Genomic DNA, 25,091 nt, shown 5'->3' with positions numbered 1-25,091 from the left:
GCGTGATCGAGCGCAGCGACCTGGGCACTTCGGCGATACCCGCCGAGGTGCTGCAGTCCAGCCAGCCGGTGCTGATGCGCGGCCTGGTGAAGGACTGGCCGCTGGTGCAGTCGGCCCGGCGCTCGGATGCGGCCTTCTGCGACTACCTGCGCCGCTTCGGTGGCCAAACCCGCGTCGGCCTGTGGCGCGGCGCGCCCGGCATCGAGGGCCGCTTCTTCTACAACGACGATTTCAGCGGCTTCAACTTCGAGCGCGTGGTCGGCCCTTTCGGCACTTTGCTGGATGAACTGCTCGCCGGCTCGCCCGAAGCCCTCTACCTCGGCTCGACCGAGCTGGACGGCTCCTTCCCCGGCCTGCGCCAGGACAACGCCTTCCCCGGCCTCGCGGCTTTCGATCCCCTGGTCAATCTGTGGCTGGGCAACCGCACCCGCGTGGCGGCCCACTTCGATCTGGCGGACAACATCGCCTGCGTCGTCGCGGGCCGGCGCCGCTTCACGCTCTTCCCGCCCGAGCAGGTCGCCAACCTCTATGTCGGTCCGCTGGACCTGACGCCAGCGGGGCAGCCCATCAGCCTGGTCGACCTGAAGGCGCCCGACCTCGGGCGCTTTCCGCGCTTTGCCGAGGCGCTCAAGCACGCCCAGGTGGCCGAACTGGAGCCGGGCGACGCGCTCTTCATCCCGAGCCAGTGGTGGCATGGCGTCGAGGGCCTGTCGCCCGTCAATGCCCTGGTCAACCTGTGGTGGCGGCAGTCGCCCGGCTATATGGACTCGCCGCTGAACACGCTGATGCTGGCCCTGTTGACGCTGCGCGACCTGCCGCCGGCCCAGCGCGAGGCCTGGCGCGCGCTGTTCGATCACTACGTCTTCGACGCCGACGCCCAGACGCCGGCCCACATCCCCGCCGCGGCCCGCGGCGTGCTGGCGCCCATCAACGAGGCCAGCGCCCGCCAGCTGCGCTCGCTGCTGCTGAATCGCCTGAACCGATAAGCCCCATGACTCCTGACCGCAAACCCGTTCGACGCGTCGTCATCGCTGGCGGTGGCACCGCCGGCTGGATGGTTGCCGCCGGCCTGTCCAAATGCCTGGGCCGGCAGATCGACATCCGCCTCGTCGAGTCCGAGGAGATCGGCACCGTCGGCGTCGGCGAGGCCACCATCCCGACGCTGCACTTCCTGCACGAGGTGCTGGACCTGGACGAGAAGGACTTCATCCAGGCCACCCAGGCCACCTTCAAGCTCGGCATCCAGTTCGAGAACTGGCGCAACGTCGGCGAGCACTATTTCCACTCCTTCGGCAAGACCGGCAACAGCCACTGGACGGCCGGCTTCCAGCACTTCTGGCTGGAAGGCCGCAGGCGCAACCTGGCCAGCGACTACGGCGACTACTGCCTGGAGCTGCGCGCGGCCATGGAGAACCGCTTCGCGCTGCTGCCCGACAAGGGCATCAACTACGCCTATCACTTCGACGCGACGCTGTACGGCCAATACCTGCGCCGCTTCTCGGAAGGCCTGGGCGTGCAGCGCATCGAGGGCAAGATCGTCAAGGTCCACACGGACGCGGCCAGCGGCGACATCACCGGCCTGCAGCTCGACGGCGGCGCGCTGATCGACGGCGACCTCTTCGTCGACTGCTCCGGCATGCGCTCCCTGCTGCTCGGCGACACCTTGGGCGTGCCCTACGAGAGCTGGGCGCATTGGCTGCCTTGCGACAGCGCGCTGGCCGTGCAGACGGCCTCCGTCGGCGAACCCGTGCCCTATACCCGCTCCATCGCCCACCCCTGGGGCTGGCAGTGGCGCATCCCGCTGCAGCACCGCGTCGGCAACGGCGTGGTCTTCAGCAGCCAGCACATCAGCGACGACGACGCCAAGGCGGCCCTGCTCGCCAATGTGCAGGGCGAGGTGCTGCGCCCGCCGCGCGTCATCCGCTTCACGCCGGGCCAGCGCGAGGTGGTCTGGAAGAAGAACTGCGTCGCCATCGGCCTGTCCAGCGGCTTCCTGGAACCGCTGGAGTCGACCAGCATCCACCTCATCCAGAAGGGCCTGCTGCGCCTCGTCGAGCTTTTCCCGACGGATGGCGTGCGCCAGAGCGACATCGACGAGTACAACCGCCAGGCGCGCGAGCAAATCGAGGTCATCCGCGACTTCATCATCCTGCACTACCACGTCACGAATCGCAGGGACTCCGCGTTCTGGAACCACTGCCGCGAGATGGAGGTGCCGCCGCTGCTCCAGCACCGCATCCAGCATTTCCGCGACACCGCGCGCATCATGCTCAACCTCGGCGAGCTGTTCCAGGAGAATTCCTGGGTGCAGGTCATGATGGGGCAGGGCATCACGCCGGCCGCGCATCACCCCATCACGCGCAACATGGACGACCGCAGCCTGGCCGACTTTCTCGGCGGCGTGCGCAAGGACGTGGCGCGCAAGCTGATGAAGCTGCCCACGCACCAGCAGTTCATCCACCAGTTCTGCCCCGCGCCCCGGCCCGAGCTAGCCATGGCCAAGCCGGTCATGGCTGGGCCCTCGCTGCGCATCAAGCCGTCGGCGCGCATCGACACTGTGGCGCTGGACGGCGGCGCCCAGGTCTTCATCATCGACGACTTCGTGCAGGACCCCGAGGCCTTGGTGGGCCTGGCGCGCGGCATGGCCGGCCAGTTCCAGGCCATCCCTGGCCACCCCTATCCGGGGCCGCAGCTCGACCTGCCCGACGGCGCCAGCGCCGAGCTGACCGAGTTCTTCGAGCAGCAACTGCGCGCCCGCCTGGGCAGCGGCGCGCCGCTGGGCATGTATGCCCGCTTCGGCCGCGTCCTGCAGGAGGCCGCCACGCTGGACGGGCGCCAGCGCATCTGCCATCGCGACGACTCGGGCCTGCAGGCCGGCGAGATGATCGCCGCCTCGGTCCACTACCTGTTCCGCGACGAGGCCCTGGGCGGCACCCTGTTCTTCCGCTCGCTGATGTCAGAGGCCGACACCCAGCAGTTCCGCCTGGACGCGAACACGCTTGACGCCAGTGCCTTTGGCGACAAGTACGGCATCCCGCCGGGCTATATGACGGAGAGCAACCGCTACTTCGAGCTCATCGGCCGCGTGCCGGCGAAATGGAACCGCGCCATCTTCTACGACGGCGGCATCTTCCATTCCGGCGACATCGGCCGCGCGCCGCCTGCGGCCTATCGCGAGGGGGCAGGCCGGCTGACGATCAACGCCTTCTTCAAGAGCCGCAGGCCGGTTGGTTGAAGACCGGCCTCGATAATCGGGGCCATGACCACTTCCATCACCATCGCCACGCGCGAAAGCCGCCTGGCGCTGTGGCAGGCCGAGCATGTGCAGTCCCGCCTCGCCGACGAACTCGGCATCACCGCCACGCTGCTGGGCATGACGACGCGCGGCGACCAGATCCTCGACCGCACCCTGTCCAAGATCGGCGGCAAGGGCCTGTTCGTGAAGGAGCTGGAGACGGCCCTGGCCGAAGGCCGGGCCCAGCTCGCCGTGCATTCGCTGAAGGACGTGCCCATGGAATTGCCCGAGGGCTTCCTGCTGGCCGCCGTGCTGGAGCGCGAGGATCCGCGCGACGCCTTCATCGCCAACGACTACGCTTCGCTGGCCGATCTGCCCCAGGGCGCCGTCGTCGGCAGTTCCAGCCTGCGCCGCGTGACTCAGTTGCTCAGCCTGCGGCCCGACCTGCGCGTCGAGCCCCTGCGCGGCAACCTCGACACCCGGCTGCGCAAGCTCGACGAGGGCGGCTATCACGCCATCGTGCTGGCCGCGGCCGGCGTCAAGCGCCTGGGCCTGGCCCATCGCGTGCGCGGCTATTTCGAGATCGACCAGATGCTGCCTTGCGCAGGGCAGGGCGCTCTCGGGCTGGAGATCCGCGCCGACGATGGGGCGCTGGCGGAGGCCCTGGCAAAGCTGATCCACACCCCGACGCAACTGGCCTGTGAGGCCGAGCGCGCCGTGTCGCGCGCCCTGGGTGGCAGCTGCAGCCTGCCGTTGGCGGCCCATGCCCATTGGCAGGGCGGGACGCTGCGCCTGGACGCCGCCCTGGGCCATGCCGAGGCCCACGCCTCGCCCTTGCTGCGCACGGCTGTCAATGCCGACGTGGCCGACGTATCCGCCGCCCGAGCCCTGGGCCAGCAGGCGGCGGCCCGACTGCGCGAGCTCGGCGCCGGCTCCTATCTGCCTGGATGACGACACTCATCGTCACGCGCCCGCGGCCCCAATGTGCGGCCTGGCTGGCACGACTGGCCGAACTGGGCGTCCAGGCGGTGGCCTTGCCGCTGATCGAGATCCTGCCCGCTCGCGACCCGGCGCCGGTCGCCGCCGTCTGGGCCGGCCTGGCCGAAGTGGACCTGGCGGTCTTCGTCAGCCCCAACGCCGTCGAGCAGTTTTTCCAGCACGCCGACCGCCCCTGGCCGGCGCACACGCTGGCGGCCTGCGTCGGGCCGGGCAGCGCCCAGGCGCTGATCGAGCATGGCGTGCCAGCCAGCCTCATCGTCCAACCCGCCGCGGACGCCGCCAGCCTGGACTCCGAACACCTCTGGCAACAACTGTCATCCCGCCGCGATTGGGCTGGCGCCCGGGTTCTGCTGCTGCGTGGCGACGGCGGCCGTGAATGGCTGGCCGAGAGGCTGGCGGCGGCCGGCGCGCAGGTCCAGGCCGTGACGACCTATCACCGCGCAGGCCCGCGCTTCGACGCGGCCGAGCAGCGGCTGCTCGACGCCATCCGCGCAGAGCCCACAGCCTTTGTGTGGCTGTTCAGCAGCGCGGAAGCCGTCGGGCATCTGCAAGGCCTGGGCCTCGACGGCCAGCGCGCCATTGCCACCCATGAGCGCATCGCCGAAGCCGCCCGTGCGGCGGGCTTCGAGCCTGTGGTTTTGGCGCGACCGGCCCCTGAAGCGGTGACTCAGGCCCTGAAAGGCCTCTGACAGAATCCATCGCACTGTGAGTGAGCCGATTTCCGTAGCCGCCGCGGCCGAGCCTGCCGCCCCGCCACCCCCTCCCGCCCCCGCATTGCCGGCCTGGCTGCCTTGGCTGCTGGCCCTGATGGGCGTCGGCGTGCTGCTGTGCGTCGTGCTGGCCTGGCAGAGCCTGTCCCGCCAGCAGTCGCTGGAGCAGGAGCTGGTGCGCCGCCAGGAGGCCAGCCAGGCCCAGGCCACCGAGGCGCGCCTGGCGGCCAAGCAATCGGCCGAGCTGGTGCGCGACACGGCCGCCAAGGTCTCCTTGCTGGACGCCCGCCTGGCCGAAGTGGCCCTGCAGCGCGGCCAGCTGGAGGAGCTGATCCAGTCCATGTCCCGCTCGCGCGACGAGAACGTCGTCGGCGACATCGAGGCCGCCATCCGCGTGGCCCTGCAGCAGACCCAGATCACCGGCAGCGCCGAGCCCCTCGTCGCCACCCTGAAGCAGGCCGACGAGCGCCTGCTGCGCTACAAGCAGCCGCGCATGGAAGGCGTGCGCCGCGCCGTCGCGCGTGACCTGGACCGCGTCAAGGCGGTCGCCGTCGTCGACGTGTCCACGCTGACCATCAAGCTCGACGAGGTCGTGCGCATGGCTGACGAACTGCCCCTGGTGTCGGGCAACGAGTCCGCCCCGCGCCCGCGCGACGAGCGCAACGGCGATGCCGCCAAGGAGCGCGAGCGCGCGCTCAAGCTGCAGCGCGAGCAGGCCGCCGCCGCGGCCGACGGCAAGGTCTCGCTGTGGTGGTGGCAGGCCACGCAGCAGCTGTCCAGCTGGACCGGCCTGGTCTGGGGCGAGGCCAAGACCCTGCTGCGGGTGACCCGCATCGAGCATCCCGAGGCCGCCCTGATCTCGCCCGACCAGAGCTTCTTCCTGCGCGAGAACCTCAAGCTGCGCCTGCTGAATGCGCGCCTGGCCCTGCTGAGCCGCCAGTTCGACACGGCACAAAGCGACTTGCGCGACAGCCAGGAGATGCTGAGCCGCTATTTCGACACCCGCTCGCGCAAGGTGGCCGGCGTGGCCGAGCTGCTGCGCCAGGTGTCGGGCCAGGCCCGCCAGGTCAGCGTGCCGCGCCCGGATGACACGCTGGCTGCACTGACCGCCGCCGCCGCGGGGCGTTGAGCATGCGCCTCGTCATCTGGCTGGTCCTGCTCTTCGTCGTCGCCGTCGTCGCGGCCCTGACCCTGGGCAGCAACGACGGTCTCGCCAGCTTTTACTGGGCCGGCTGGCGCCTGGACATCTCGCTCAACCTCTTCCTGCTGCTGCTGGTGGCCAGCTGCTTCGCCCTTGTCACGGCCATCCAGGCCATCGAGGCGCTGACCACCCTGCCCAAGCGCGCCCGCGAATGGCGTCTGGCCCAGCGCGAGCGCAGCGCCCAGCTGGCCCTGCGCGAGGCCCTGGTCGAGCTCTTCGGCGCCCGCTTCAGCCGCGCCCAGAAGGCGGCGCAGAAGGCGCTCAACATCCAGTCGGCCACGCCCGAGCTGGCCGCCGACCAATCCTTCATGGCCCTGGCCCACCTGCTGGCCGCGGCCAGCGCCCATCGCCTGCAGGACCGCCGCCATCGCGACGAACAGCTCGCCCGCGCCCTGGACCTCGCCCACCGGACCACCGGCGCGCGCGCCCAGGAAGACGGCGCCCGGCTGCTGGCCGCCGAGTGGGCCCTCGATGATCGCGACGCCACGCGCGCCCTCAGCGTGCTTGGCGAACTGGCCCCCGGCGTGGCCCGCCGCACCCAGGCTCTGCGCTTGCGCCTGCAGGCCTCGCGCCTGGCCCGCCAGCCGCTGGACGCCCTGCGCACCGCCCGCCTGCTGGCCAAGCACCAGGCCTTCTCGAAGGTGGCGGCCCAGGGCCTGCTGCGCTCGCTGGCCTTCGAGGCCTTGGACGGCGCCCGCGATGTCGACCAACTGCGATCGGTGTGGCAGCAGCTCGATCCCGCCGATCGCCGAGACCCGCTGGTTGCCGCGCGTGCCGCTCAATGTGCTGGCCAGCTCGGCGCGCCGGATGATGGCCGCGGCTGGCTGCGCCCCTTCTTCGACGACCTGGGCGAGCTGCAGTCCGACGACCGCGGCGCTCTCGCCAATGCCCTCGTGCCGGTGCTGGCCGGTTGCGGCCCGGACTGGCTGCAGCGCCTCGAGTCCGCGCAGTCGCGCTTCCCGCGCGAGCGTGCCCTGGCCTATGCGCTGGGCCATGCGCTGGCAGAGCGCCAACTCTGGGGCAAGGCCCGCCTGATGCTCGAAGCCGCCGCGGACGACGTGACCATGCCCAGTTCAGCCCGCCGCCGCAGCTGGCTGGCCCTCGCGGCGCTGGCCGAACAGGAGGGCGATGATGGCCGTCGCGCGCGCTGCTTTGAAGCAGCCGCGCGCCTGCCTTGAACCCGGCCACTCAAACTATTTTGAAAAAAAAGCCAAAGTCTTGCCGGGCCTCGAAAAATCTGGCTATACTGTGAGGCTTCAGCGGCTGTAGCTCAGTTGGATAGAGTACTTGGCTACGAACCAAGGGGTCGTGGGTTCGAATCCTGCCAGCCGCACCAAAAACAAGAAGAAATGGAAACGCCTCGGAGCTTGCTCCGGGGCGTTTTTCTTTGTGCGCTCAGCGCGTCGAGAAGCGCGGCGCTGCGGCCGGCTGCCAGTGGCCGTCTGCATCCCGCACAAAGCTCGCCCGCGCCTGGGCATGGGGGTGCAGCGGGGCCTCGGCCAGGCTCAGCACCGGCGCGAAGCAGACATTCGTGCCTTCTAGCAGCGCAGTCCAGCCCTCCAGGGTCTTTTCGCGGATGCGCGCAGCGACGCGCTCGCGCAGCGCGGGCCATTGACGCTGGTCCTGCTGGGCCCTGGGATCGACATCGACCAGGTCCAGGCGCTGCAGCAATTCCGCATAGAACTGCGGCTCCAGCGCGCCCAGCGACACGAAGCGGCCGTCCGCACACTCGAAGCAGTCGTAGAAGGGGGAGCTGTGCAGGAAGAAGTTCTGCGCCGGCTCTTCGCTCCAGCGGCCGGCCGCGCGCAGCGAATGCAGCAGGCTGGAGAGCAGGCCCACGCCGTCCACCATGGCCGCATCGACGATCTGGCCGCGGCCGCTTCGTTGGGCTTGCCACAGCGCGGCCATCAGGCCGAAGGCGAGGAACATCGCGCCGCCGCCCATGTCGCCGATCAGCGTGGCCGGGATGCTGGGCGCCACGCCGGCGCGCGTCGCGGCCGACAGCACGCCTGTCAGCGCGACGTAGTTGATGTCGTGGCCGGCGGCCTGAGCCAGCGGGCCGGTCTGGCCCCAGCCCGTCACGCGGCCGTAGACCAGGCGCGGGTGTTGCGGGAAATCCTGCGGTCCGAGGCCGAGGCGCTCCATGACGCCGGGGCGAAAGCCCTCGATCAGCGCGTCCGCCGCTTCGATCAATGCGCGTGCTTCGGCCAGCCCCTCGGGCGTCTTCAGGTTCAGGCAGACACGTCGTTTGCCGCGGTCCAGGGCGGTGCCGGTGTCCAGCACCTGGCCACCGGGCCGCTCGATGACGAGGACATCGGCGCCATGATCGGCCAGCAGCATGCCGGTCAGCGGGCAGGGGCCGATGCCAGCCATTTCGATGACGCGAAGGCCCTTCAGAGGGCCGGTGGAGGAGGGCGCTTGCATCGGACAATGTTGTCATGAACAAGGCCTTCACCAAGGAATCCGACGGCGCCGAAGATGACGACGATGGCCCGTCGCTGCCCAGCCTGCCGGCCGGCACGCGCAACTACATGACACCGGGCGGTTATGCCCGGTTGCGCGCGGAGTTCATGCAGCTCATCGACGTCGAGCGGCCCAAGATGGTGGAAACGGTGTCCTGGGCGGCCAAAAACGGCGACCGCTCGGAGAACGGCGACTACCTCTATGGCAAGAAGCGGCTGCGCGAGATCGACCGCCGGCTGCGCTTCCTGACCAAGCGCCTGGACATCGCCGAGGTCGTCGACCCCAGCGCCCATCATGGCAGCGAGCAGATCTTCTTCGGCGCGACGGTGACCTATGCCAACGCCAAGGGTGAAGAGAAGACCATCATGATCAAGGGCATCGACGAGTCCGACAGCCTGGCCGGCGAGGTCAGCTGGATCTCGCCGATCGCGCGCACGCTGTTGAAGGCGCGCGTCGGCGACGAACTCAATCTGGTCACGCCGGTGGGCGTCGAGAAGATCGAGGTGGTCGAGGTCAGCTACCCCGCGCCGGAGGCTTGAGCAAGGCGTCGGCACGAGCCCTGTCCTCGGGGCTGAGGCGCGCGGCGATGCTGGGCAGTGCTGCGGCAGCCTGCTCGTGTCCCAGGTTGCTGGCCAGCGCGCACCAGGCATAGGCGGCAGCCATGTCCTTGTCGCCACCCTGGCCCTGGGCCAGCATGACGGCGAGGTTGAACATGGCCTCGGGCTGGCGGCGCTGGGCCGCGGCCTGGAAGAGCTGGCGTGCGGTCGCGAGGTTCTGCGGCACCAGCTCGCCCCGGTAGAAGAAGGTGGCCAGCGCGTTCTGCGCATCGGCGTGGCCCTTCAGGGCGGCCTCCTTGTAGAGCACGAGCGCGCGCTCGGGCGCTGCGGGCACGCCTTCGCCCAGGTCCAGCATGCGGGCGGCGGCGTAGGTGGCCTCCACATGCCAGGCCTTGGCCGCTGCGCCGTAATAGGCGCCGGCGCGCTGCAGGTCCAGCGGCACGCCCTCGGGCTGACGCGGCAACTGGTGGTGATAAAGCTGGCCAAGCAGGAAGAGGGCCGGCACATGGCCAGCCGCACCCGCGGTCTGTAGATGTGCCAGTGCGCGCCTGGCATCGCGCGGCGTGCCGACGCCGTTCAGCTCGGCCTGGCCCAGCAGGGTGCCGGCGGGTTCGAAACCGAAGTCCAGCGCCTGGGTCCACCAGCGGTAGGCCTCGGCCGGGTCGCGCTTCGTGCCCTGGCCGGTCAGCTGAATGCGGGCCAGCAACAGGGCGGCCTCGACGCGGGTCGTGATCTGGTCGGGCTGCCGCGGGTCGAAACGCAGGCGATCGGCGACCGGGTCGTAGCGTGCATCGGTCACCTTGCGCAGCCACTGCACCGCCTGGGGCGTGCTGGCGGGCGTGCCCAGACCGAGCAGGTGGATGCGGCCCAGCATGAGTGCGGCCTCCTCGTAGCCCAGCTTGCTCCAGCCTTCCTCGAACTTCATGCGCGCCTGTGCATGGTCGCCCGCCTCGTAGGCCTCAAAAGCCTGGGCGAGCGACTTGTCCTTGCGCGCGATCCAGTTGCGGCCGGCGGCAAAGCGACGGTCGCTGCCGGCGCAGGCCGCCGAGGGCGTCATCGGCGTGCCGGCTTCGGCGGCGCTGTCGGGCATGCCGCTCGCCACGTCCGTCGTCTTGGCATTGCCCTCGGGGCTGCGGTCGTTGAAGCGTTCGGCCTCGTTGGACGGGCTGTCCTGCAGGCCGAAGTCGCGCATATACGCCAGGGTGACTTCGTCTTCAGCGGCCGAGTAGCCGCTCATGAAGACGCAGGACGAGGCGTACTGGCGAGAGAGCAACTTGCTCTTGGCGGCGGTGACGATGCCGGGATCGACGCCGCCGTTGCGCTGGCCCTTCAGCTGCACGGCGGGCAGCTGGTTGTCCTGCTGGGCAACAGCGGCCGTCGCGATCAACAGGCCGGCGACGAGGGCGCGCCTCATCGCGGGCTGCGCAACGTCATGCCCACCATGTAGCGCCGGCCGCTGTAGGCATCGAGATAGAGGCTGGGGATGCCGTCGCTGTAGCCCTGGTAGCCGCCGGTGTCGCTCTGGGTGCGCTCGCCGGTCAGGTTGCGTACGTCGGCGAACAGCTCCAGCCCGTTCTTGAAGCGATAGGACAGCTTGGCATCGACGAAGCGTGTGCGGCTGCCGAAGATGGGCGCGCCCGGGTTGTAGGGCAGGCGCCAGCCGGTGGTGCCGACCGACGGGTAGTTGTTGATGCCGATATTGGTCGTCGTGTTGGGCGAGAAGGCGTAGTAGCGGGGGGACACGACCTGCATCGCGACGCGGGCCGAGAAGCCGCCGTCGTCGTACCAGAGCGAGGCGTTGTAGGAATACTTGGGCTCGTTGATGACGGGCAGCACGTCGCCGCTGAGGAGGTCCAGCGTCGGCATGCCCTGGGTGGAGCGCACGCGGGTGTAGTTGGCGTCGAAGCCGGTGTAGCGCAGCAGCCAGGGCAGGAAGGTGAAGGCCGTCTTCAGGCCCAGCTCGACGCCGCGGCGCGTCGAGGCCTGCTGGTTGTCCCACTGGTTGAAGGCGAACTCCATGTCGGCCAGCGGTTTGCCGGTCACCGGGTCGATGGCGTTGCTGCCCTGGAAGACCTTGGTGTTGGTGCGCGGCGCCACCAGCGTCGGCGCGCCGACCAGGCCGCGCTGGCGGAACACGGCGGCGCTGAGCAGGGTGTCGCGGTTGGCGAACCACTCGACCGACAGGTTCTGGTTGACGTTGGTCTGCGGCTTCAGGTTGGGGTTGCCCATGGTGCCGGTGCAGCGCTGGTCGGCATCGCTGCCGTCGCTGTCGTCGGCGCCCTGGTCGACGATCTCGCTGTAGATGCAGGTGCCCGAGGGCAGCAGCTTGCTGACCGGCGGGCGGGCGATGGTCTTGCCGATGTTGTAGCGCGTGACGACCTTGTCCGGCACCACCCACAGCGCCAGGTTCAGGGACGGCATCACGTCGGTGTTGCTGCCCTTGATGGCGGTGTTCTGGCGGAAGAAGGTGGAGGTCATGCCGGCCGCGGCGCCGGGGTTGGTGGGGTCGAAGGCGGCCGTCTTGCGGATGGTCTGGAAGGTCAGCTGGCCGGTGCCAGCGGCCTCGGTTTGCACGATGCGCACGCCGACATTGCCGGCCAGCTCCATGCCGAAGGGCAGCTGCCAGTTCGTGAACGGCACGCGGTCGGTCTCGAAGTCCGTCATCAGATAGGTGGCATAGGCCCGTTCCTGGAAGCGCGTGACCGGCTGGTCGTAGACCTGGCCGTCGTTGGCCTTGCAGCTGACGACGCAGTCCAGGTTCAGCGGGATGCCGGCCATGCTGAACAGCTTGTCGATGTCGAGCTGCTGCCAGCCGTCGATGAGTCCGGAAGCACGGTTCTTGGCGCCGGCATAGAACTGGCCGGCCGGCGCGACGGACAACACCTGCTTGACCATGTCCAGGTACTGGGCCTTGGTCAGCACGGTCTGGCCGTTCTGCGGCGTGGCGGGGTTGGTGCTGGGGTTGTAGCCGTAGACGCAGGGCTGGCCGCCGGGGCCGAGCGACCCGGCCGTGTTCTCGCAGCCGACGACCGAGGAGCGCGTGTTCACCGTGGGCAGGTAGATGCCCGGTACATAGCCGGCGGTGCCGAAAGTGCCTTGCGGGTCACGCACGGTGGCGCCACCCAGTCCCCAGTAGCTGCCGCGGGTGTCGCGGAAGTTCAGGCCGGCCTGCAGGTTCTGGAAGAAGTTGGACTGGTCGCGCAGGTCCAGCGTGAAGTCCAGCTTGCCGGTCTTCTCGCTGTTGTCGCTCTTGTAGAGGCGAATGACCTGCAGATTGGTCGTCGGCGTCAGCAGGGCCTTCTGGGCCGCGGCATAGGCCGGCACGGCCACGGTGTTGGTGGCCGAGATGGGCACGGCGGCCGTGGCGAGCTGCGGCGACAGCTGGGCGTATTTGTCGTAGTTGAGCTGGTCGTTGGCGCTGCCGGGCGGCAGGGCGAAGGTCCAGGAGCCGTCGTTCTGCAGCTTGAAGCTGCCCTCGCCGTACTGGTAGCCGAAGGCGGCGCGGCGGTCGTGGCGGAAGGCGGCGGAGTCGTTCGTGCCGACCATGGCCTTCAGGTTGACGCGGCCGTCCTTGTACTCGCCGCCGGCCTGCAGATAGTGCGAATTGGTGTTCACACGGCTGAAGATCATGTCCGTGTTGTAGAAGCCGTCGGTCGTCGTGTAGCTGGTGACGTGGTGGGAGTCGTCCACCGTGTAGCCGGGCTTGATGTTGGAGACGGCGCCGGTCGCCAGCGTCGTGCCGGCGCGGTAGCTGTAGGTGTTGGGGTTGACGTAGTAGGGCCAGGCCAGGCCTGAGGCCACCGAGCGCACGCCGCTGGCCGAGTCGACGAAGAGGCCGGCGCCATTGATGTTGGGCGCACCGCCCACCGAGAAGTTGCCGACCACGTCGGCGACGTCGCGGCGGTTGCTGCTGTACTTGCCGTAGACGGAGAGCTGGTCGTTGACCTTGAAGTCGACGCGGATGTCGCCGCCGGTGCGCTTGTCGTCCTGGCTGCGCACATAGGAGCGGATCAACGCCGGGATGTAGTCATTCCACTGGTTCAGGCAGGTCAGCTGCTCGTTGTTGCGCTGGTTGATGGCGGCGGTGCGGGCCGTCGCACCGTTGATGGCATTGGTCTGCGCCGTCGTCAGGTTGGGGAATGCGGTGAAGCAGTCGGCCTTGCTGGTGGCCGCGGCCGACCTGGTCAGCAGCTCCATCGGCGTGGCCGCATTGAACGTGCCGCCGGCCGTCAGCGGCGAGGCCAGGAAGGTGGTGTTGACGCTGGGGTCGGTCGTCGACAGCGTGCCGGGCTGGAAGGAGAAAGTCTTCTGCGGCGAGTTGTCGAAGTCCAGCTGGCGCAGCAGGCCCTGCTGGTTGTTGCTGCCGCCGTTGGTGAGCTGATGGACCTCGCTGCGGTAGCGCGAGTCGTTCAGGTTGATCAGCACGCCCAGGCGCTTGTCGAGGAACTTGTCGGCCAGCACCAGGTTGTAGTTGGGCGTGGTCTTCTTGTTCAGGTCGCTCTGGGTGGCGGCGACGCGCAGCGAGTAGTAGGGCTTGTCGAAGTCCAGGCCGGTGCGGGTCTCGATGATGATGCCGCCGCCGAGCGAGCCTTCCACCATCTTGGCCGTCGAGCCCTTGACGATGTCGACGCTCTTGATGAGGTCGGACGACAGCTCGCGGAATTCGGCGCCGCGGCCGTCGCCGCCGCCGAGCAGGTCGGTGCCGGCGCCGGAGCGTACGGTCTGGCCGTCGAGTTCGACGCGGGTCAGCTCGGGGCCGTTGCCGCGGATGGAGACGTTGACGCCCTCGCCGTAGTCGCCGCGGTCCAGGGCCACGCCGGCGACGCGCGACAGGGCCTCGCCGATATTGCGGTCGGGGAAGGCGCCGACGTCCTCGGCGACGATGGAGTCCTGGGCCGTGGCGGCGTTCTTCTTGCGGCCGATGGCCGACTGCTGGGATTGGCGCGTGCCGACCACCAGCACCGTCTCCAGTTCCTGGACCGCTGCCTTGGGCTTGGCCTCGGTGGGTTTGGCAGCCTCGGGAGCGGCCGCCTGCTGGGCCAGAGCCGCCTGCTGGGCCCACAGAGCCAGGGCCATGGAAACCGCGGTGCTCACCGCAGGCCTGCTGAACTTGTTCATTCGTCTCTCCGCGCTCCGGTCCAGCCGGGCTTGTTGTGGGTCGTTCGGAGGCTAAAAGTCAGACTTTTCGTCTTTCCCAAGCCGCGGCGCGACCTTAAGCAGGCGTTGAAACGGGGAGAAATTCGTTTTGGCCGGTTTGCTATCCGCGCCAGGAATACCGGGCCCAGAAACACTGGTTAACCCGGGGAATCGAACAGAAACAGTCACGGCCGTGATTGGCCGCGGCTCGCTGTCAGCGTTGTCAGCGGACGGCGGCGTCAGGCGCTCGCCGCGGTTGTGCGCGTTGCGTCAGGGCTTGACGCGCCAGACGCGCTGGACCGAGGCCGTGCGGCGCAGCACGCGCAGCACATCGGCCAGATGCAGGCGGTCGCGAACCGCGATGAGCAGGGTCATCTCCGCCGTCTCGCGCATCTGCGACTCTTCGGTCATCGAGATGTGGGTGATGTCGGCCTCGGCCTGGGCGACGGCCTGGGCCACCTGGGCCAGCACGCCCTTGCCATTGCTCATCAGCAGCGCGATGCCGGCCTCGAAGCTGCGGCTGAGCTCCTCGGCCCATTCGACCTGGATCCAGTGCTCGCTGTCGCGCTGGAACAGGCGACGGCCGACGGCGCATTCGCAGGTGTGCACGACCAGGCCTTCGCCACGGCCCAGATAGCCGCGCACCTCGTCGCCGGGGATGGGGCGGCAGCAACTGGCGAGCTGCACCGAGGCGCCTTCGCTGCCGTCGATGGTGACGCTGCCCTGGCTGGCCGGCTGTTCCGTGAAGCGGCCCAGCGTCAGGGCCAGCGCATCGGGCTTCTGGCCCTGCTCGGCCATCAGCCGCGCCAGCTTCTTGGCGATGATGGTGGCGATCTTGCGGCCGGCGCCGATGTCGACGAGGAGCTGTTCGGTGCTGCTGCTGCCGGCCCAGGCGGCCAACTCATGCCAGATCGGTGCGGCCGGGTCGTCCGCTTCCAGGCTGGGCAGGCCCAGGCCTTCGACGCGCATGGCCTGGGCCAGCATCTTCTCGCCCAGCTCGCGCGACTCCTCCTGCTCCAGGTCCTTCAGGTAGTGGCGGATCTTGGAGCGGGCGCGGCCGGTGCGCACAAAGCTCAGCCAGGCCGGGTTGGGGCTGGCGCCGGGGGCGGTGATGATCTCGACGATGTCGCCGCTGCGCAGCTCGGCCCGCAGCGGCACGGCCTCGCCATTGACCTGGGCCGCGACGCAGTGGTCACCGACGTCGGAGTGGATGGCGTAGGCGAAGTCCACCGGCGTGGCGCCCTTGGGCAGGGCCATGATCTTGGACTTGGGCGTGAAGACGTAGATCGCATCCGGGAAGAGGTCGATCTTGACGTGCTCGAGGAACTCGTTGGCGTCGCGCGTCTCGTCCTGGATGTCGATGAGGCTCTGCAGCCAGCGCGCATTGGCCTGCTGGGCGATCAGGGCCGAGGCCTGCTTGCCGCGGCTCTTGTAGATCCAGTGCGCCGCCACGCCCTGTTCGGCGATCTGGTGCATGCCCTCGGTGCGCAGCTGGAACTCCAGCGGCGTGGCCAGCGGGCCCATCAGCGTCGTGTGCAGGGACTGGTAGCCGTTGTCCTTGGGCGTGGCGATGTAGTCCTTGAAGCGCCCCGCCTGCGGCTTGTAGAGCTGGTGCAGCACGCCCAGGGCCGTGTAGCACTGCAGCGGCTCCTCGGTCAGGATGCGAAAGCCGAAGATGTCGCTGACCTGGGCGAAGCTCAGGCCGCCCTTCTCGCGCATCTTCTTGTAGATGGAATAGACCGTCTTCTCGCGGCCCTGCACCTCCACCCGCAGGCTGGCCTTGGCGAAGGCGGCGCGGATCTCGGCCTCGATGCGCGACACCAGGTCGCGCCGGTTGCCGCGTGCCTTGCCGACGGCCTTGGAGAGGGCCGCGTATCGCCAGGGATGGAAATACTGGAAGGACAGGTCCTGCAGCTCGCGGAAGGTCTGGTTCAGCCCCAGCCGGTGGGCGATGGGCGCGTAGATGTCGAAGGTCTCGCGCGCGATGCGGCGGGCCTTGTGCGGCGCCATCGCACCCATGGTGCGCATGTTGTGCAGGCGGTCGGCCAGCTTGATGAGGATGACGCGCAGGTCGCGCGCCATCGCCAGCAGCATCTTGCGGAAGGACTCGGCCTGCGATTCCTCCTTGGTGGAGAACTGCAGCTTGTCCAGCTTGGTGAGGCCGTCGACCAGGTCGGCCGTCGTCGCGTCGAACTTTTCGATCAGCTCGGTCTTGGAGACGCCGCAATCCTCGACGACGTCGTGCATCAGCGCCGCCATCAGGGCCTGGGCGTCCAGCCGCCACTCGGCGCAGATGCCCGCCACGGCGATGGGGTGGGTGATGTAGGGCTCGCCGGTGGCCCGCTTCTGGCCCAGATGGGCCTCGTCGGCGAACTTGTAGGCCTCGCGCACCCGCTTGACCTCGGCCTTGCTCAGGTAGCCGAGCTTGGGGGCGAGCGCGTCAAAGGAAGCGGCCTCCGCCTGGGTCGGCGGAGCCTTTTCACGCAGACCGGGCAGCGTGAACCAGGCAGTGAGGGAGCGTTGGGCCATGTTGGCCCCGAATTTATCCGATGCCCCAAAGGCAACGGGCGTCCAAGGACGCCCGTTTCAGCTTCGGCAGGGTCTGAATTAGACCGGAACCTTGCGCAGCATCTCGATACCGACTTCGCCGGCGGCAATTTCGCGCAGGGCGGTCACGCCCGGCTTGTTCTTGCTCTCGATGCGGGGGCTGTGGCCCTGGCTCAGCATGCGGGCGCGGTAGGTGGCGGCCAGCACGAGCTGGAAGCGGTTCGGGATCTTGGTCAGGCAGTCTTCGACGGTGATGCGGGCCATGGTGTTCCTTGTGATTTGCGCGATCAGGGCAGATCGAGCGCCTGAAAGACGGCCGAGCGGTTTCGGCGCTGAGCCGCGTATTTTAGCCGTTGTGCGTGGACGATGGTCTTGAGGTCGAAAACCGCCGTGTCGAACACCGCATTCACGACCACAAAATCGAAGTGCTGGGCCTGGGCCACCTCGATGCGCGCATTGTTCATGCGCGTGGCGATGACCTCGGGCTCGGTGTCGCCGCGCCGGTTCAGGCGCAGGCGCAACTCGTCCCAGCTGGGCGGCAGGATGAAGATCAGCACCGCATAGGGGAAGAGCTGCTTGATCTGCAGGGCGCCCTGGTAGTCGATCTCCAGAACCACGTCCTCGCCGTGCTGCAGGCGCTGCTCGATGCCGGCGCGCGAGGTGCCGTAGAGGTTGCCGTGCACCTCGGCCCATTCAAAGAAGTCGCCGTGCTCGACCTTGGCGCGGAACTCCTCCGGCGAGATGAACCAGTATTCGCGGCCGTGCTGCTCCTGGCCGCGCGGCCCGCGGGACGTGTGGGAGACGGAGACGGCAAGACGCGCGTCCAGTTCCAGCAGCGCCTTCACAAGGCTGGATTTGCCGGCGCCGCTGGGGGCGGCGACGACGAAGAGATTGCCCGGGTATTCCATGGATGTATTCGAACGCTGGGGTGGGCTGGGCTAAGTGCCTGTCGCCCGGGCAGTTTTTGCTGCCGCCCCACGATTGATCAAGTCCGGACTTTAGCTTGCGACCGCGCGCGGCCCCCTCGGACAGGGTGGTCAGGCCCGGCATTTTTGGCATTCCCGCGCGGTTTTCGGGCCTCGATCCGGCAGTACCGTGGCGACTTGTCTGACGTGGCCGGCGGTCGGCCGTTTTTATCGTCAGGCCGTGCCATCCCGGCATGACGAGGTCCACCATGCGACGCCTTCAGCGCTATGAGGTCCATCCCGACAACCCGCAGCCCCGCTTGCTGCAGGCGGCCGCCGAACGGCTGCGCGCGGGTGGCCTGGTCGCCCTGCCCACGGCGGCCGGCTATCTGCTGGCCTGCCTGCTGGATGAGAAGGCCGCCGCGGCCCGCCTGATGCGTCAGGCGGACGAGGGCCAGCCCGCCATGCTGCTGTGCCGCGATCTGGCCCAGGCTGCGCGCTATCTGCAGATTGACGACCAGGCCTTCCGGGCACTTCGGGAGACCGAGGCCGGAGCCGCCGCCTTTTTGCTGCGGTGCACCCACCGCGTGCCGCGTCGGCTGGCGTCGGCAGCCGGCGGTGCGGGCCTGTTGTACTTCGGCGCCCATCCGGTCTGCCACGGCCTGCTGGAACTGCTCGACGAGCCGCTGCTCGCCATGCCGCTGCTGGCGGGGCAGGGCGTCGAGGAGATCGATCTCATGCCTGCCCAGGCCCAGGCCTTGCTGGACGTGGTGCTGGACGCCGGACCTGTGGTCGAGCCGCGTGGCCCGGCCTGTGTCGAGCTTTTCCAGCCGGCCCGGCCCAGCCTGGCGCGCTGGATCCACGGTTTCTCCCAGCCCGACGTGCGGCTGGCCGCCTGAGCGCGCTATTCGATGTTCTGAACCTGCTCGCGCATCTGCTCGATGGCGACCTTCATTTCCACCGAGATATTGGTCAATTCCAGCGCCGCGGATTTGGAGCCCAGGGTATTCGCTTCCCGATGTAATTCCTGAATCAGGAAATCCAGCCGCTTGCCGAGCTCGCCGCCCTTCTTGAGCAGGCGGGTCAATTCTTCCAGGTGGGCCCGCAGCCGCCCCAGCTCCTCGGCGACGTCGATGCGGATGGCAAAGGCGGCGGCCTCGTTCAGGGCCCGCTCCTGCAGGGCCTCCTTGGGCACGCTGCTGGCGCCGCCGGTGGCCGCAAGGGCTTCCTGCCAGCGTTCGAGGAAGCGCTGCTGCTGGCGCTGCACGACGGCGGGCAGCAAAGGCTCGGCCTCGTCGGCCAGCTCGCGCAGGCGCTTGATGCGTTCACTGAGGATGGCCACCAGCTTCTCACCCTCGCGTTCGCGGGCCTCGGCCAGGCCTTGCACGCAGGCCTGGGCGGCCTCCAGCGTGGCGGCGTCCAGCTGGGCCGGCGCGGCGGCACCGCTCTTGCACCAGTTCAAGGCCTCGTGCACGGACAGCGGCGCGGCCTGGGGCAGCCAGGTCAGCACCTTGGCCTCCAGGCTGGCCAGGCGGTTGAGCTGCTCGGGTTGGGGCTGGGGCCAGGCGCCGTCGGCCTCGCGCTGGGTGTTGATGCGCAACTCGATCTTGCCGCGCTTGAAACGTGCCCCGATCAGGTCCCGCAACTGGGGTTCGAGGCCGCGCAATTCTTCGGGCATGCGCATGGACAGGTCCAGAAACCGGCCATTGACCGAACGCAGTTCAACGCTGACGCAAGCTTGCGCAGAGCTGTTGCCATCCTCGGCTTTAGGGGGTTGCGCCAGGGAATTCGCATACCCGGTCATGCTGTAGACTGGCATTTCGCATCTCGCAAAACAGACAAAACGCGATTATGTCCAAGCCGAAGCCGGCGCCCTTGCCCGCAGGCACGGTGGTTGGGGGCTATCAGATCATCAAGCGACTGGCGGCGGGCGGTTTCGGCGTGGTTTATCTCGCCGAGGATCCCGACCATCACCTGGTCGCATTGAAGGAATATCTGCCCTCATCGCTGGCCGAACGTTCGCCCGGCGAACTGACCCCTCGCGTCAAGCCCGAGAAGCAACCGCTATACCGGCTCGGCCTGAAGAGCTTCTTCGAAGAAGGCCGCTCGCTCGCGCAGATCTCGCACCCCAGCGTCGTCTCGGTGCTGAACTTCCTGCGCGAGAATGAAACCGTCTACATGGTCATGAACTATCTGCAGGGCGACACCCTGCAGGATTTCATCGTGACCGCGCGCGACATGAAGCGCGACAAGGTGTTCCGCGAGTCGACCATCCGCAGCCTCTTCGACGAGATCCTGCGCGGCCTGCGCATCGTCCACCAGCACAAGATGCTGCACCTGGACATCAAGCCGGCCAATATCTTCATCACGAATGACAACAAGGCCGTGCTGCTGGACTTCGGCGCCGCGCGCGAAGTGCTGAGCAAGGAAGGCAACTTCATCCGCCCGATGTACACGCCCGGCTTTGCCGCGCCGGAGATGTACCGCCGTGACGGCTCGCTCGGTCCCTGGACCGACATCTACGCCATCGGCGCCTGCATCTATGCCTGCATGCAGGGCTACCCGCCCAATGATGCGCCGCAGCGGCTGGAGAAGGACCGCCTGTCCCTGAGCCTGAGCCGCCTGCGCAATGTCTATTCCGACAATCTGCTCGAAGTGACCGAGTGGTGCATGTCGCTGGACGCCCTCTCGCGCCCGCAGAGCGTGTTCGCGCTGCAGAAGGAACTCGCCCGCGAGACCGAGAGGCGCTATACCAAGCTCAGTTTCAGTGAACGCCTCAAACTCCAGCTCGAGAACCTGAAGTCCGGAGCGAAAGCGTGAGCCCCCACGCGTACGTTCGTCCGCTGCCCCCCGAGGGGGCGCAAGGCTGCCCTAGGGGCGGCCCGTCGGGAGCCTTGGCCTAATGCGATTCAGTGTCTTTCAAGTCAGTCGTCGCGGTGGCCGCGAGACCAATGAAGACCGCATGGGCTATTGCTTCACGCGGGAGGCCGGCCTGTTCGCGCTGGCCGACGGCATGGGCGGCCATCCCGAAGGCGAGGTCGCGGCCCAGATCGCGCTGCAGACCCTGGCCGCGCTGTTCCAGCAGGACGCCCGTCCCGTCATCGAGGATCCGCAGCGCTTCCTGCAGGAAACCATCGTCATCGCCCACCAGCAGCTGCTGCGCTATGCGGCCAGCAAGGGCCTGCACGACACGCCGCGCACCACGGTCGTCGCCTGCATCCTGCAGGGCAACCAGGCTTGGTGGGCGCATTGCGGCGACTCTCGCCTGTATCTCGTGCGCGCCGGCAAGCTGATCGCCCGCACGCGCGACCATTCCTATTCCGAGTTGCAGGAAGCCCTGGGCCGCGTGGCCCGCGGCGGCGAGCCCTTCAACCGCAATGTGCTGTTCACCTGCCTGGGCAGCCCGGGCAAGCCGATGATCGATTGCCAGGGGCCCCTGGTCATGGAAGCCTCGGATCGCATCCTGCTGTGCTCCGACGGCCTGTGGGGCAGCGTCGAGGACGGCGAGATCGTGCAGCACATGGCCGACCAGGCCATCGCCGAGGCCGTGCCCGAGCTGGTCGAGCAGGCCCTGCGCAACGGTGGAGCGCGCAGTGACAACGTCACCGTGCTGGCCGTCGAATGGGAAGGCGAAGGCGATCCCAGCGGCGACACGACGCAGAACCTGGGCAACTCGGGCTTTGCCTCCACCATCCAGGGCGCCCTGGATGCCGACCTCGTCGCCGCCATGGACGACGAGGAGATCGAGCGTTCGATACGCGAGATCAACGAAGTCATCCGCCAGTCCGGCCGCGGCGCCCACAAGCGCTGAGCGCCACCAACTCTCTTTTCCCATGACCAAGACCTTCACGCGCAGCGCAGGCCGCGCTGCCAATCAATTGCGCCCGGTGCGTATCACCCGCGGTTTCACCGTGCATGCCGAGGGCTCGGTGCTGATCGAGTTCGGCGGTACCCGCGTGCTGTGCACGGCCTCGGTCGAGGAGCGCGTGCCGCCGCACAAGCGCGGCTCGGGCGAAGGCTGGGTCACGGCCGAGTACGGCATGCTGCCGCGCGCCACCCACACCCGCGGTGACCGTGAAGCCGCCCGCGGCAAGCAGAGCGGCCGCACGCAGGAGATCCAGCGCCTCATCGGCCGCTCGCTGCGCGCCGTCTTCGACCTGAGCGCCCTGGGCGAGCGCACCATCACGCTGGACTGCGACGTGATCCAGGCCGATGGCGGCACGCGCACGGCGGCCATCACCGGCGCCTTCGTCGCGGCCCAGGACGCCGTCAACAAGCTGCTGGCCGACAGCAAGCTGTCGCGCTCGCCGATCAAGGACACGGTGGCGGCCATCTCCGTCGGCATCGTCGACGGCGTGCCGCTGCTGGACCTGGAGTACATCGAGGACGTTGCCTGCGACACCGACATGAACGTCGTCATGACGGGCTCGGGCGGCTTTGTCGAGCTGCAGGGCACGGCCGAAGGCGTGGTCTTCACGCGCGACGAGATGAATGCCCTGCTCGACCTGGCCGACAAGGGCATCCGCGAGCTGATCGAACTGCAAAAGTCCGCATGAAACTCGTCCTGGCCTCCAACAATGCCAAGAAGCTCGTCGAGCTTCAGGCCTTGTTCGCGCCGCTCGGCATCGAGCTGGTGAACCAGGGCAGCTTGGGCATCCCGGAGGCGGAAGAGCCGTTCGAGACCTTTGCCGAGAACGCGCTTGCGAAAGCTCGCCATGCGGCGAAGCTCAGCGGCCTGCCGGCGCTGGCCGACGATTCGGGCCTGAGCGTCGACGCGCTCGGCGGCGCACCCGGCGTGCGTTCGGCGCGCTATGCGCTGGATGCCGGCGGCGAGAAGAGCGATGCCGCCAACAACGAGCGTCTGCTGCGCGAGATGGCGGCCATCGAAGACCGCCGCGCGCGCTTTGTCTGCGCGCTGGTGGCCGTGCGAAGCGCCGACGACCCCGAGCCCCTGATCGCCATGGGCCGTTGGCAGGGCGAGATCCTGGCCGCGCCGAGCGGCGAGGGCGGCTTCGGCTACGACCCGCTGATGCACATCCGCGAACTCGGCCAGACGGTGGCCAGCCTGGGTGCGGAAGTGAAGAACCGCCACAGCCACCGCGCGCTGGCGGCCGTGCACCTGATCCAGCAGTTCCGCGAGGTCTGGCGCCTCGGCTGAAGATGGCTGATCTGGTTCACCTGATGCGCCCGGGCACGCTGCAGCTGCCCGCGCTGCCCCCGCTTTCGCTGTATGTCCACCTGCCCTGGTGCCTGCGCAAATGCCCTTACTGCGACTTCAATTCGCATGAGGTCAAGGCCGGCGGGCTGACGACCGACACCGCCGAGGCCTATCTTGCCGCGCTGCGGGCGGACCTCGAGGCCGCGCTGCCGCTGATTTGGGGGCGGCATGTCATCAGCATCTTCATCGGTGGCGGCACGCCCAGCCTGTTCAATCCCGAGCAGATCGCCCGGCTCATCTCGGACATCCGCGCGCGGCTGCCGCTGGAGCCGGGCTGCGAGATCACGCTGGAGGCCAACCCTGGCACCTTCGAGCGGGAGCGTTTCGCGGGCTTCCGGCAGGCTGGCGTCACGCGGCTGTCGGTGGGCGTGCAGAGCTTTGACGATGCCCAGCTGAAGACCCTGGGGCGCGTGCACAGTTCGACCCAGGCGCGCGAGGCGCTCACCGAGGCGGCGGGTGCCTTCGACACCTTCAATCTCGACCTGATGTATGCGCTGCCGGGCCAGACCCTGGACGACCTTGCGCGCGAGCTGGACACGGCGCTGAGCTTCAAGCCGCCGCATCTGTCCGTCTACCACCTGACCATCGAACCCAACACGGTGTTCGCGACGCGCACGCCGACGGGCCTGCCCGACCCCGATCTCGCAAGCGACATGCTGGACCTGATCACCGAGAAGACGGGCGCCACCGGACTGTCGCGCTATGAGGTCTCGGCCTATGCCCGCGAGGGCCATCGCTGCCTGCACAACCAGAACTACTGGCAGTTCGGCGATTACCTGGGCATTGGCGCCGGTGCGCACAGCAAGCTCTCCTTCCCCAACCGCGTGCTGCGCCAGGTGCGCTGGCGCGAGCCGGCCGCCTTCATGGCGCAAGAGAACAAGGTCAGCAACGAGCACGAGGTGGCGCGCAAGGACCTGCCCTTCGAGTTCATGCTGAATGCGTTGCGGCTCAAGGAGGGCGTCACCATGACGCAGTTCCTGGAGCGCACCGGCCTGCCCGTTTCCAGCATCTCGTCCGGCATGGCCCAGGGCCGCGCCCAAGGCCTGCTGGAAGCCGATCCGGCCCGCATCCAGCCGACGGCGCGCGGCTTCGACTTTCTCAGCGATCTGCAGCAGCTGTTTCTGTGAAGCGGCGACGGGCCGCCCCTAGCCGCTTCGCGCCCCTCGGGGGCTGGCCGGCGTCACGCCGGCCCGTGGGCCTCATTCAGCCTTTGCTGGAGTGCGGCGATCTCGGCGTGCAGCCAGTCGCAGAAGGCCCTCACGGCCGGGTCGTCGCGCAAGGCCTCGGGGTAGACGACGTGATAGTCGCGGCCGGCGTCCAGGTCCAGCTCCTGAGCGGCCACGCGCACGAGGCGGCCGTCCAGCAGCGCGTCGCCGGCGATCAGCTCGCGGGCGAGTGCCACACCCATGCCCTGCTCGGCGGCCTGCAGTAGCACGCCGGCGTCGTTGAAGCTGGCGACGACGACGGGGGCGATGGGCAGGCCGGCCAGCGCAAACCATTCGCGCCACACATCCACGTCGTCCAGGAGCGGCTGTGAGGCCAGGGCTTGCAGCGGCTGGCCGATGAGGCGGTGCGCCAGGGCGGGCGCGGCCACGGCAATCAGCGGCGAATGGAAGAGGCGCTCGTTGATGAGGCCGGGCCAGCCGCCCCGGCCAACGCGCAGGCCGATCTGGTAGCCCTCGCGCTCCAGGTCGACGACCTGCTGGCCGGTGTGCAGGTCCAGCGTGATGCAGGGCTGCAGGGCCTGCCAGCGCGGCAGGCGCGGCATCAGCCAGCGCTGGGCGAAAGAGGGCAGGGAGGTGATGCGCAGCATCTGGGCCTGGTTGCCGTGGGCCTGGCCGGCGGCCAGCAGGCCGGCCTGCAGCTCGGCAAACACCTTGCTGACGGCGCGCTGCAGGGCCTGGCCGGCCGGATTCAGCACCAGGCGCCGGCCCTGGCGGGTGAAGACCTCGAAGCCCAGGGCCGTCTCCAGACCGCGGATCTGCTGGCTGACGGCGCTGTGTGTCAGGTGCAGGCTTTCGGCGGCGGCGCGCAGGTTCTCGGTCTGGGCGGCGGCCCGGAAGGCGGCCAGGTAATGCAGGGGGAAACGGTCCAGGGAAGCCATCTGGTTAGCCAATCAA

Annotated in this window: 21 protein-coding genes and 1 tRNA gene; 14 read left to right on the top strand and 8 right to left on the bottom strand. The window is 68.6% G+C overall.

Annotation, left to right across the window (positions count from 1 at the left end):
* The first annotated feature begins 2 nt into the window (after positions 1 to 2).
* The 7 genes from AC07OY_RS28255 to AC07OY_RS28225 all read left to right on the top strand — a co-directional run bounded on the left by AC07OY_RS28255 (position 3) and on the right by AC07OY_RS28225 (position 7,481).
* Positions 3 to 986 (top strand): cupin-like domain-containing protein, encoded by a 984-nt coding sequence (locus AC07OY_RS28255; RefSeq protein WP_495045939.1) that lies wholly within the window; start codon positions 3 to 5, stop codon positions 984 to 986.
* A gap of 5 nt (positions 987 to 991) precedes the next feature.
* Positions 992 to 3,235 (top strand): DUF6445 family protein, encoded by a 2,244-nt coding sequence (locus tag AC07OY_RS28250; protein ID WP_495045938.1) that lies wholly within the window; start codon positions 992 to 994, stop codon positions 3,233 to 3,235.
* A 24-nt stretch (positions 3,236 to 3,259) separates the two neighbouring features.
* Positions 3,260 to 4,186, top strand: a complete 927-nt coding sequence (gene hemC / locus AC07OY_RS28245) for a hydroxymethylbilane synthase (RefSeq protein WP_495045937.1) — start codon at positions 3,260 to 3,262, stop codon at positions 4,184 to 4,186.
* Entirely contained in the window at positions 4,183 to 4,923 is a 741-nt protein-coding gene (locus AC07OY_RS28240; protein WP_495045936.1) for a uroporphyrinogen-III synthase, read from the top strand. The genes hemC and AC07OY_RS28240 overlap by 4 nt, the downstream gene beginning before the upstream one ends.
* A gap of 85 nt (positions 4,924 to 5,008) precedes the next feature.
* The gene (locus AC07OY_RS28235) at positions 5,009 to 6,073 is read left to right on the top strand and encodes a uroporphyrinogen-III C-methyltransferase (RefSeq protein ID WP_495045935.1); all 1,065 of its coding nucleotides are present in this window, start codon (positions 5,009 to 5,011) and stop codon (positions 6,071 to 6,073) included.
* Positions 6,074 to 6,075: 2 nt separating this feature from the next.
* Positions 6,076 to 7,323, top strand: coding sequence for a heme biosynthesis HemY N-terminal domain-containing protein (locus AC07OY_RS28230; RefSeq protein WP_495045934.1), 1,248 nt, complete (start codon positions 6,076 to 6,078; stop codon positions 7,321 to 7,323).
* An 81-nt stretch (positions 7,324 to 7,404) separates the two neighbouring features.
* Positions 7,405 to 7,481, top strand: a tRNA-Arg gene (locus tag AC07OY_RS28225).
* 59 nt (positions 7,482 to 7,540) lie between these two features.
* On the opposite strand, the gene AC07OY_RS28220 is transcribed toward AC07OY_RS28225, so the two are convergent.
* The gene (locus AC07OY_RS28220; RefSeq protein WP_495045933.1) at positions 7,541 to 8,569 is read right to left on the bottom strand and encodes a CaiB/BaiF CoA transferase family protein; all 1,029 of its coding nucleotides are present in this window, start codon (positions 8,567 to 8,569) and stop codon (positions 7,541 to 7,543) included.
* Positions 8,570 to 8,583: 14 nt separating this feature from the next.
* Between AC07OY_RS28220 and greB the strand changes: the two genes are divergently transcribed.
* Positions 8,584 to 9,147, top strand: a complete 564-nt coding sequence (greB, locus tag AC07OY_RS28215) for a transcription elongation factor GreB (protein ID WP_495045932.1) — start codon at positions 8,584 to 8,586, stop codon at positions 9,145 to 9,147.
* Here greB and AC07OY_RS28210 read toward each other — a convergent pair.
* The 5 genes from AC07OY_RS28210 to gmk form a co-directional block, all read right to left on the bottom strand.
* The gene (locus AC07OY_RS28210; RefSeq protein ID WP_495045931.1) at positions 9,122 to 10,579 is read right to left on the bottom strand and encodes a tetratricopeptide repeat protein; all 1,458 of its coding nucleotides are present in this window, start codon (positions 10,577 to 10,579) and stop codon (positions 9,122 to 9,124) included. The genes greB and AC07OY_RS28210 overlap by 26 nt on opposite strands.
* A complete protein-coding gene (locus tag AC07OY_RS28205; RefSeq protein ID WP_495045930.1) occupies positions 10,576 to 14,283 on the bottom strand; it encodes a TonB-dependent receptor domain-containing protein in 3,708 nt (1,235 codons plus the stop codon). The genes AC07OY_RS28210 and AC07OY_RS28205 overlap by 4 nt, the downstream gene beginning before the upstream one ends.
* Positions 14,284 to 14,571: 288 nt before the next feature.
* Positions 14,572 to 16,830, bottom strand: coding sequence for a RelA/SpoT family protein (locus AC07OY_RS28200; protein ID WP_495045929.1), 2,259 nt, complete (start codon positions 16,828 to 16,830; stop codon positions 14,572 to 14,574).
* Between the two features lie 78 nt (positions 16,831 to 16,908).
* Complete coding sequence (gene rpoZ, locus AC07OY_RS28195; RefSeq protein ID WP_025563690.1) at positions 16,909 to 17,112, bottom strand: DNA-directed RNA polymerase subunit omega; 204 nt, start codon at positions 17,110 to 17,112, stop codon at positions 16,909 to 16,911.
* A 23-nt stretch (positions 17,113 to 17,135) separates the two neighbouring features.
* The gene (gene gmk, locus AC07OY_RS28190) at positions 17,136 to 17,756 is read right to left on the bottom strand and encodes a guanylate kinase (protein WP_495045928.1); all 621 of its coding nucleotides are present in this window, start codon (positions 17,754 to 17,756) and stop codon (positions 17,136 to 17,138) included.
* A 266-nt stretch (positions 17,757 to 18,022) separates the two neighbouring features.
* On the opposite strand from gmk, the gene AC07OY_RS28185 reads away from it, so the two are divergent.
* The gene (locus tag AC07OY_RS28185) at positions 18,023 to 18,652 is read left to right on the top strand and encodes a Sua5/YciO/YrdC/YwlC family protein (protein ID WP_495045927.1); all 630 of its coding nucleotides are present in this window, start codon (positions 18,023 to 18,025) and stop codon (positions 18,650 to 18,652) included.
* 5 nt (positions 18,653 to 18,657) lie between these two features.
* On the opposite strand, the gene AC07OY_RS28180 is transcribed toward AC07OY_RS28185, so the two are convergent.
* Positions 18,658 to 19,572, bottom strand: coding sequence for a YicC/YloC family endoribonuclease (locus tag AC07OY_RS28180; protein WP_495045926.1), 915 nt, complete (start codon positions 19,570 to 19,572; stop codon positions 18,658 to 18,660).
* Between the two features lie 32 nt (positions 19,573 to 19,604).
* Here AC07OY_RS28180 and AC07OY_RS28175 point away from each other — a divergent pair, with 32 nt between their 5' ends.
* From AC07OY_RS28175 to hemW, 5 genes are all read left to right on the top strand, one after another.
* On the top strand, positions 19,605 to 20,573 hold the full coding sequence (locus AC07OY_RS28175) for a serine/threonine protein kinase (protein ID WP_056195338.1): 969 nt from the start codon (positions 19,605 to 19,607) through the stop codon (positions 20,571 to 20,573).
* 82 nt (positions 20,574 to 20,655) lie between these two features.
* Entirely contained in the window at positions 20,656 to 21,564 is a 909-nt protein-coding gene (locus AC07OY_RS28170) for a PP2C family protein-serine/threonine phosphatase (protein ID WP_495045925.1), read from the top strand.
* Between the two features lie 22 nt (positions 21,565 to 21,586).
* Positions 21,587 to 22,309 carry a ribonuclease PH gene (gene rph / locus AC07OY_RS28165; RefSeq protein WP_495045924.1) on the top strand — a complete coding sequence of 241 codons (723 nt, stop codon included), beginning with the start codon at positions 21,587 to 21,589 and terminating at the stop codon, positions 22,307 to 22,309.
* Complete coding sequence (rdgB, locus tag AC07OY_RS28160; protein ID WP_495045923.1) at positions 22,306 to 22,911, top strand: RdgB/HAM1 family non-canonical purine NTP pyrophosphatase; 606 nt, start codon at positions 22,306 to 22,308, stop codon at positions 22,909 to 22,911. The genes rph and rdgB overlap by 4 nt, the downstream gene beginning before the upstream one ends.
* A 2-nt stretch (positions 22,912 to 22,913) precedes the next feature.
* Positions 22,914 to 24,098 (top strand): radical SAM family heme chaperone HemW, encoded by a 1,185-nt coding sequence (hemW, locus tag AC07OY_RS28155; protein WP_495045922.1) that lies wholly within the window; start codon positions 22,914 to 22,916, stop codon positions 24,096 to 24,098.
* Between the two features lie 53 nt (positions 24,099 to 24,151).
* Here hemW and AC07OY_RS28150 read toward each other — a convergent pair whose 3' ends face one another.
* Entirely contained in the window at positions 24,152 to 25,075 is a 924-nt protein-coding gene (locus tag AC07OY_RS28150) for a LysR substrate-binding domain-containing protein (RefSeq protein WP_495045921.1), read from the bottom strand.
* Positions 25,076 to 25,091: the final 16 nt, after the last annotated feature.

Source organism: Roseateles sp. GW821-FHT09H10, from assembly GCF_059415865.1.
The sequence above is the reverse complement of the archived record's forward strand: the minus strand, read 5'-3'. Positions and strand labels throughout refer to the sequence as shown.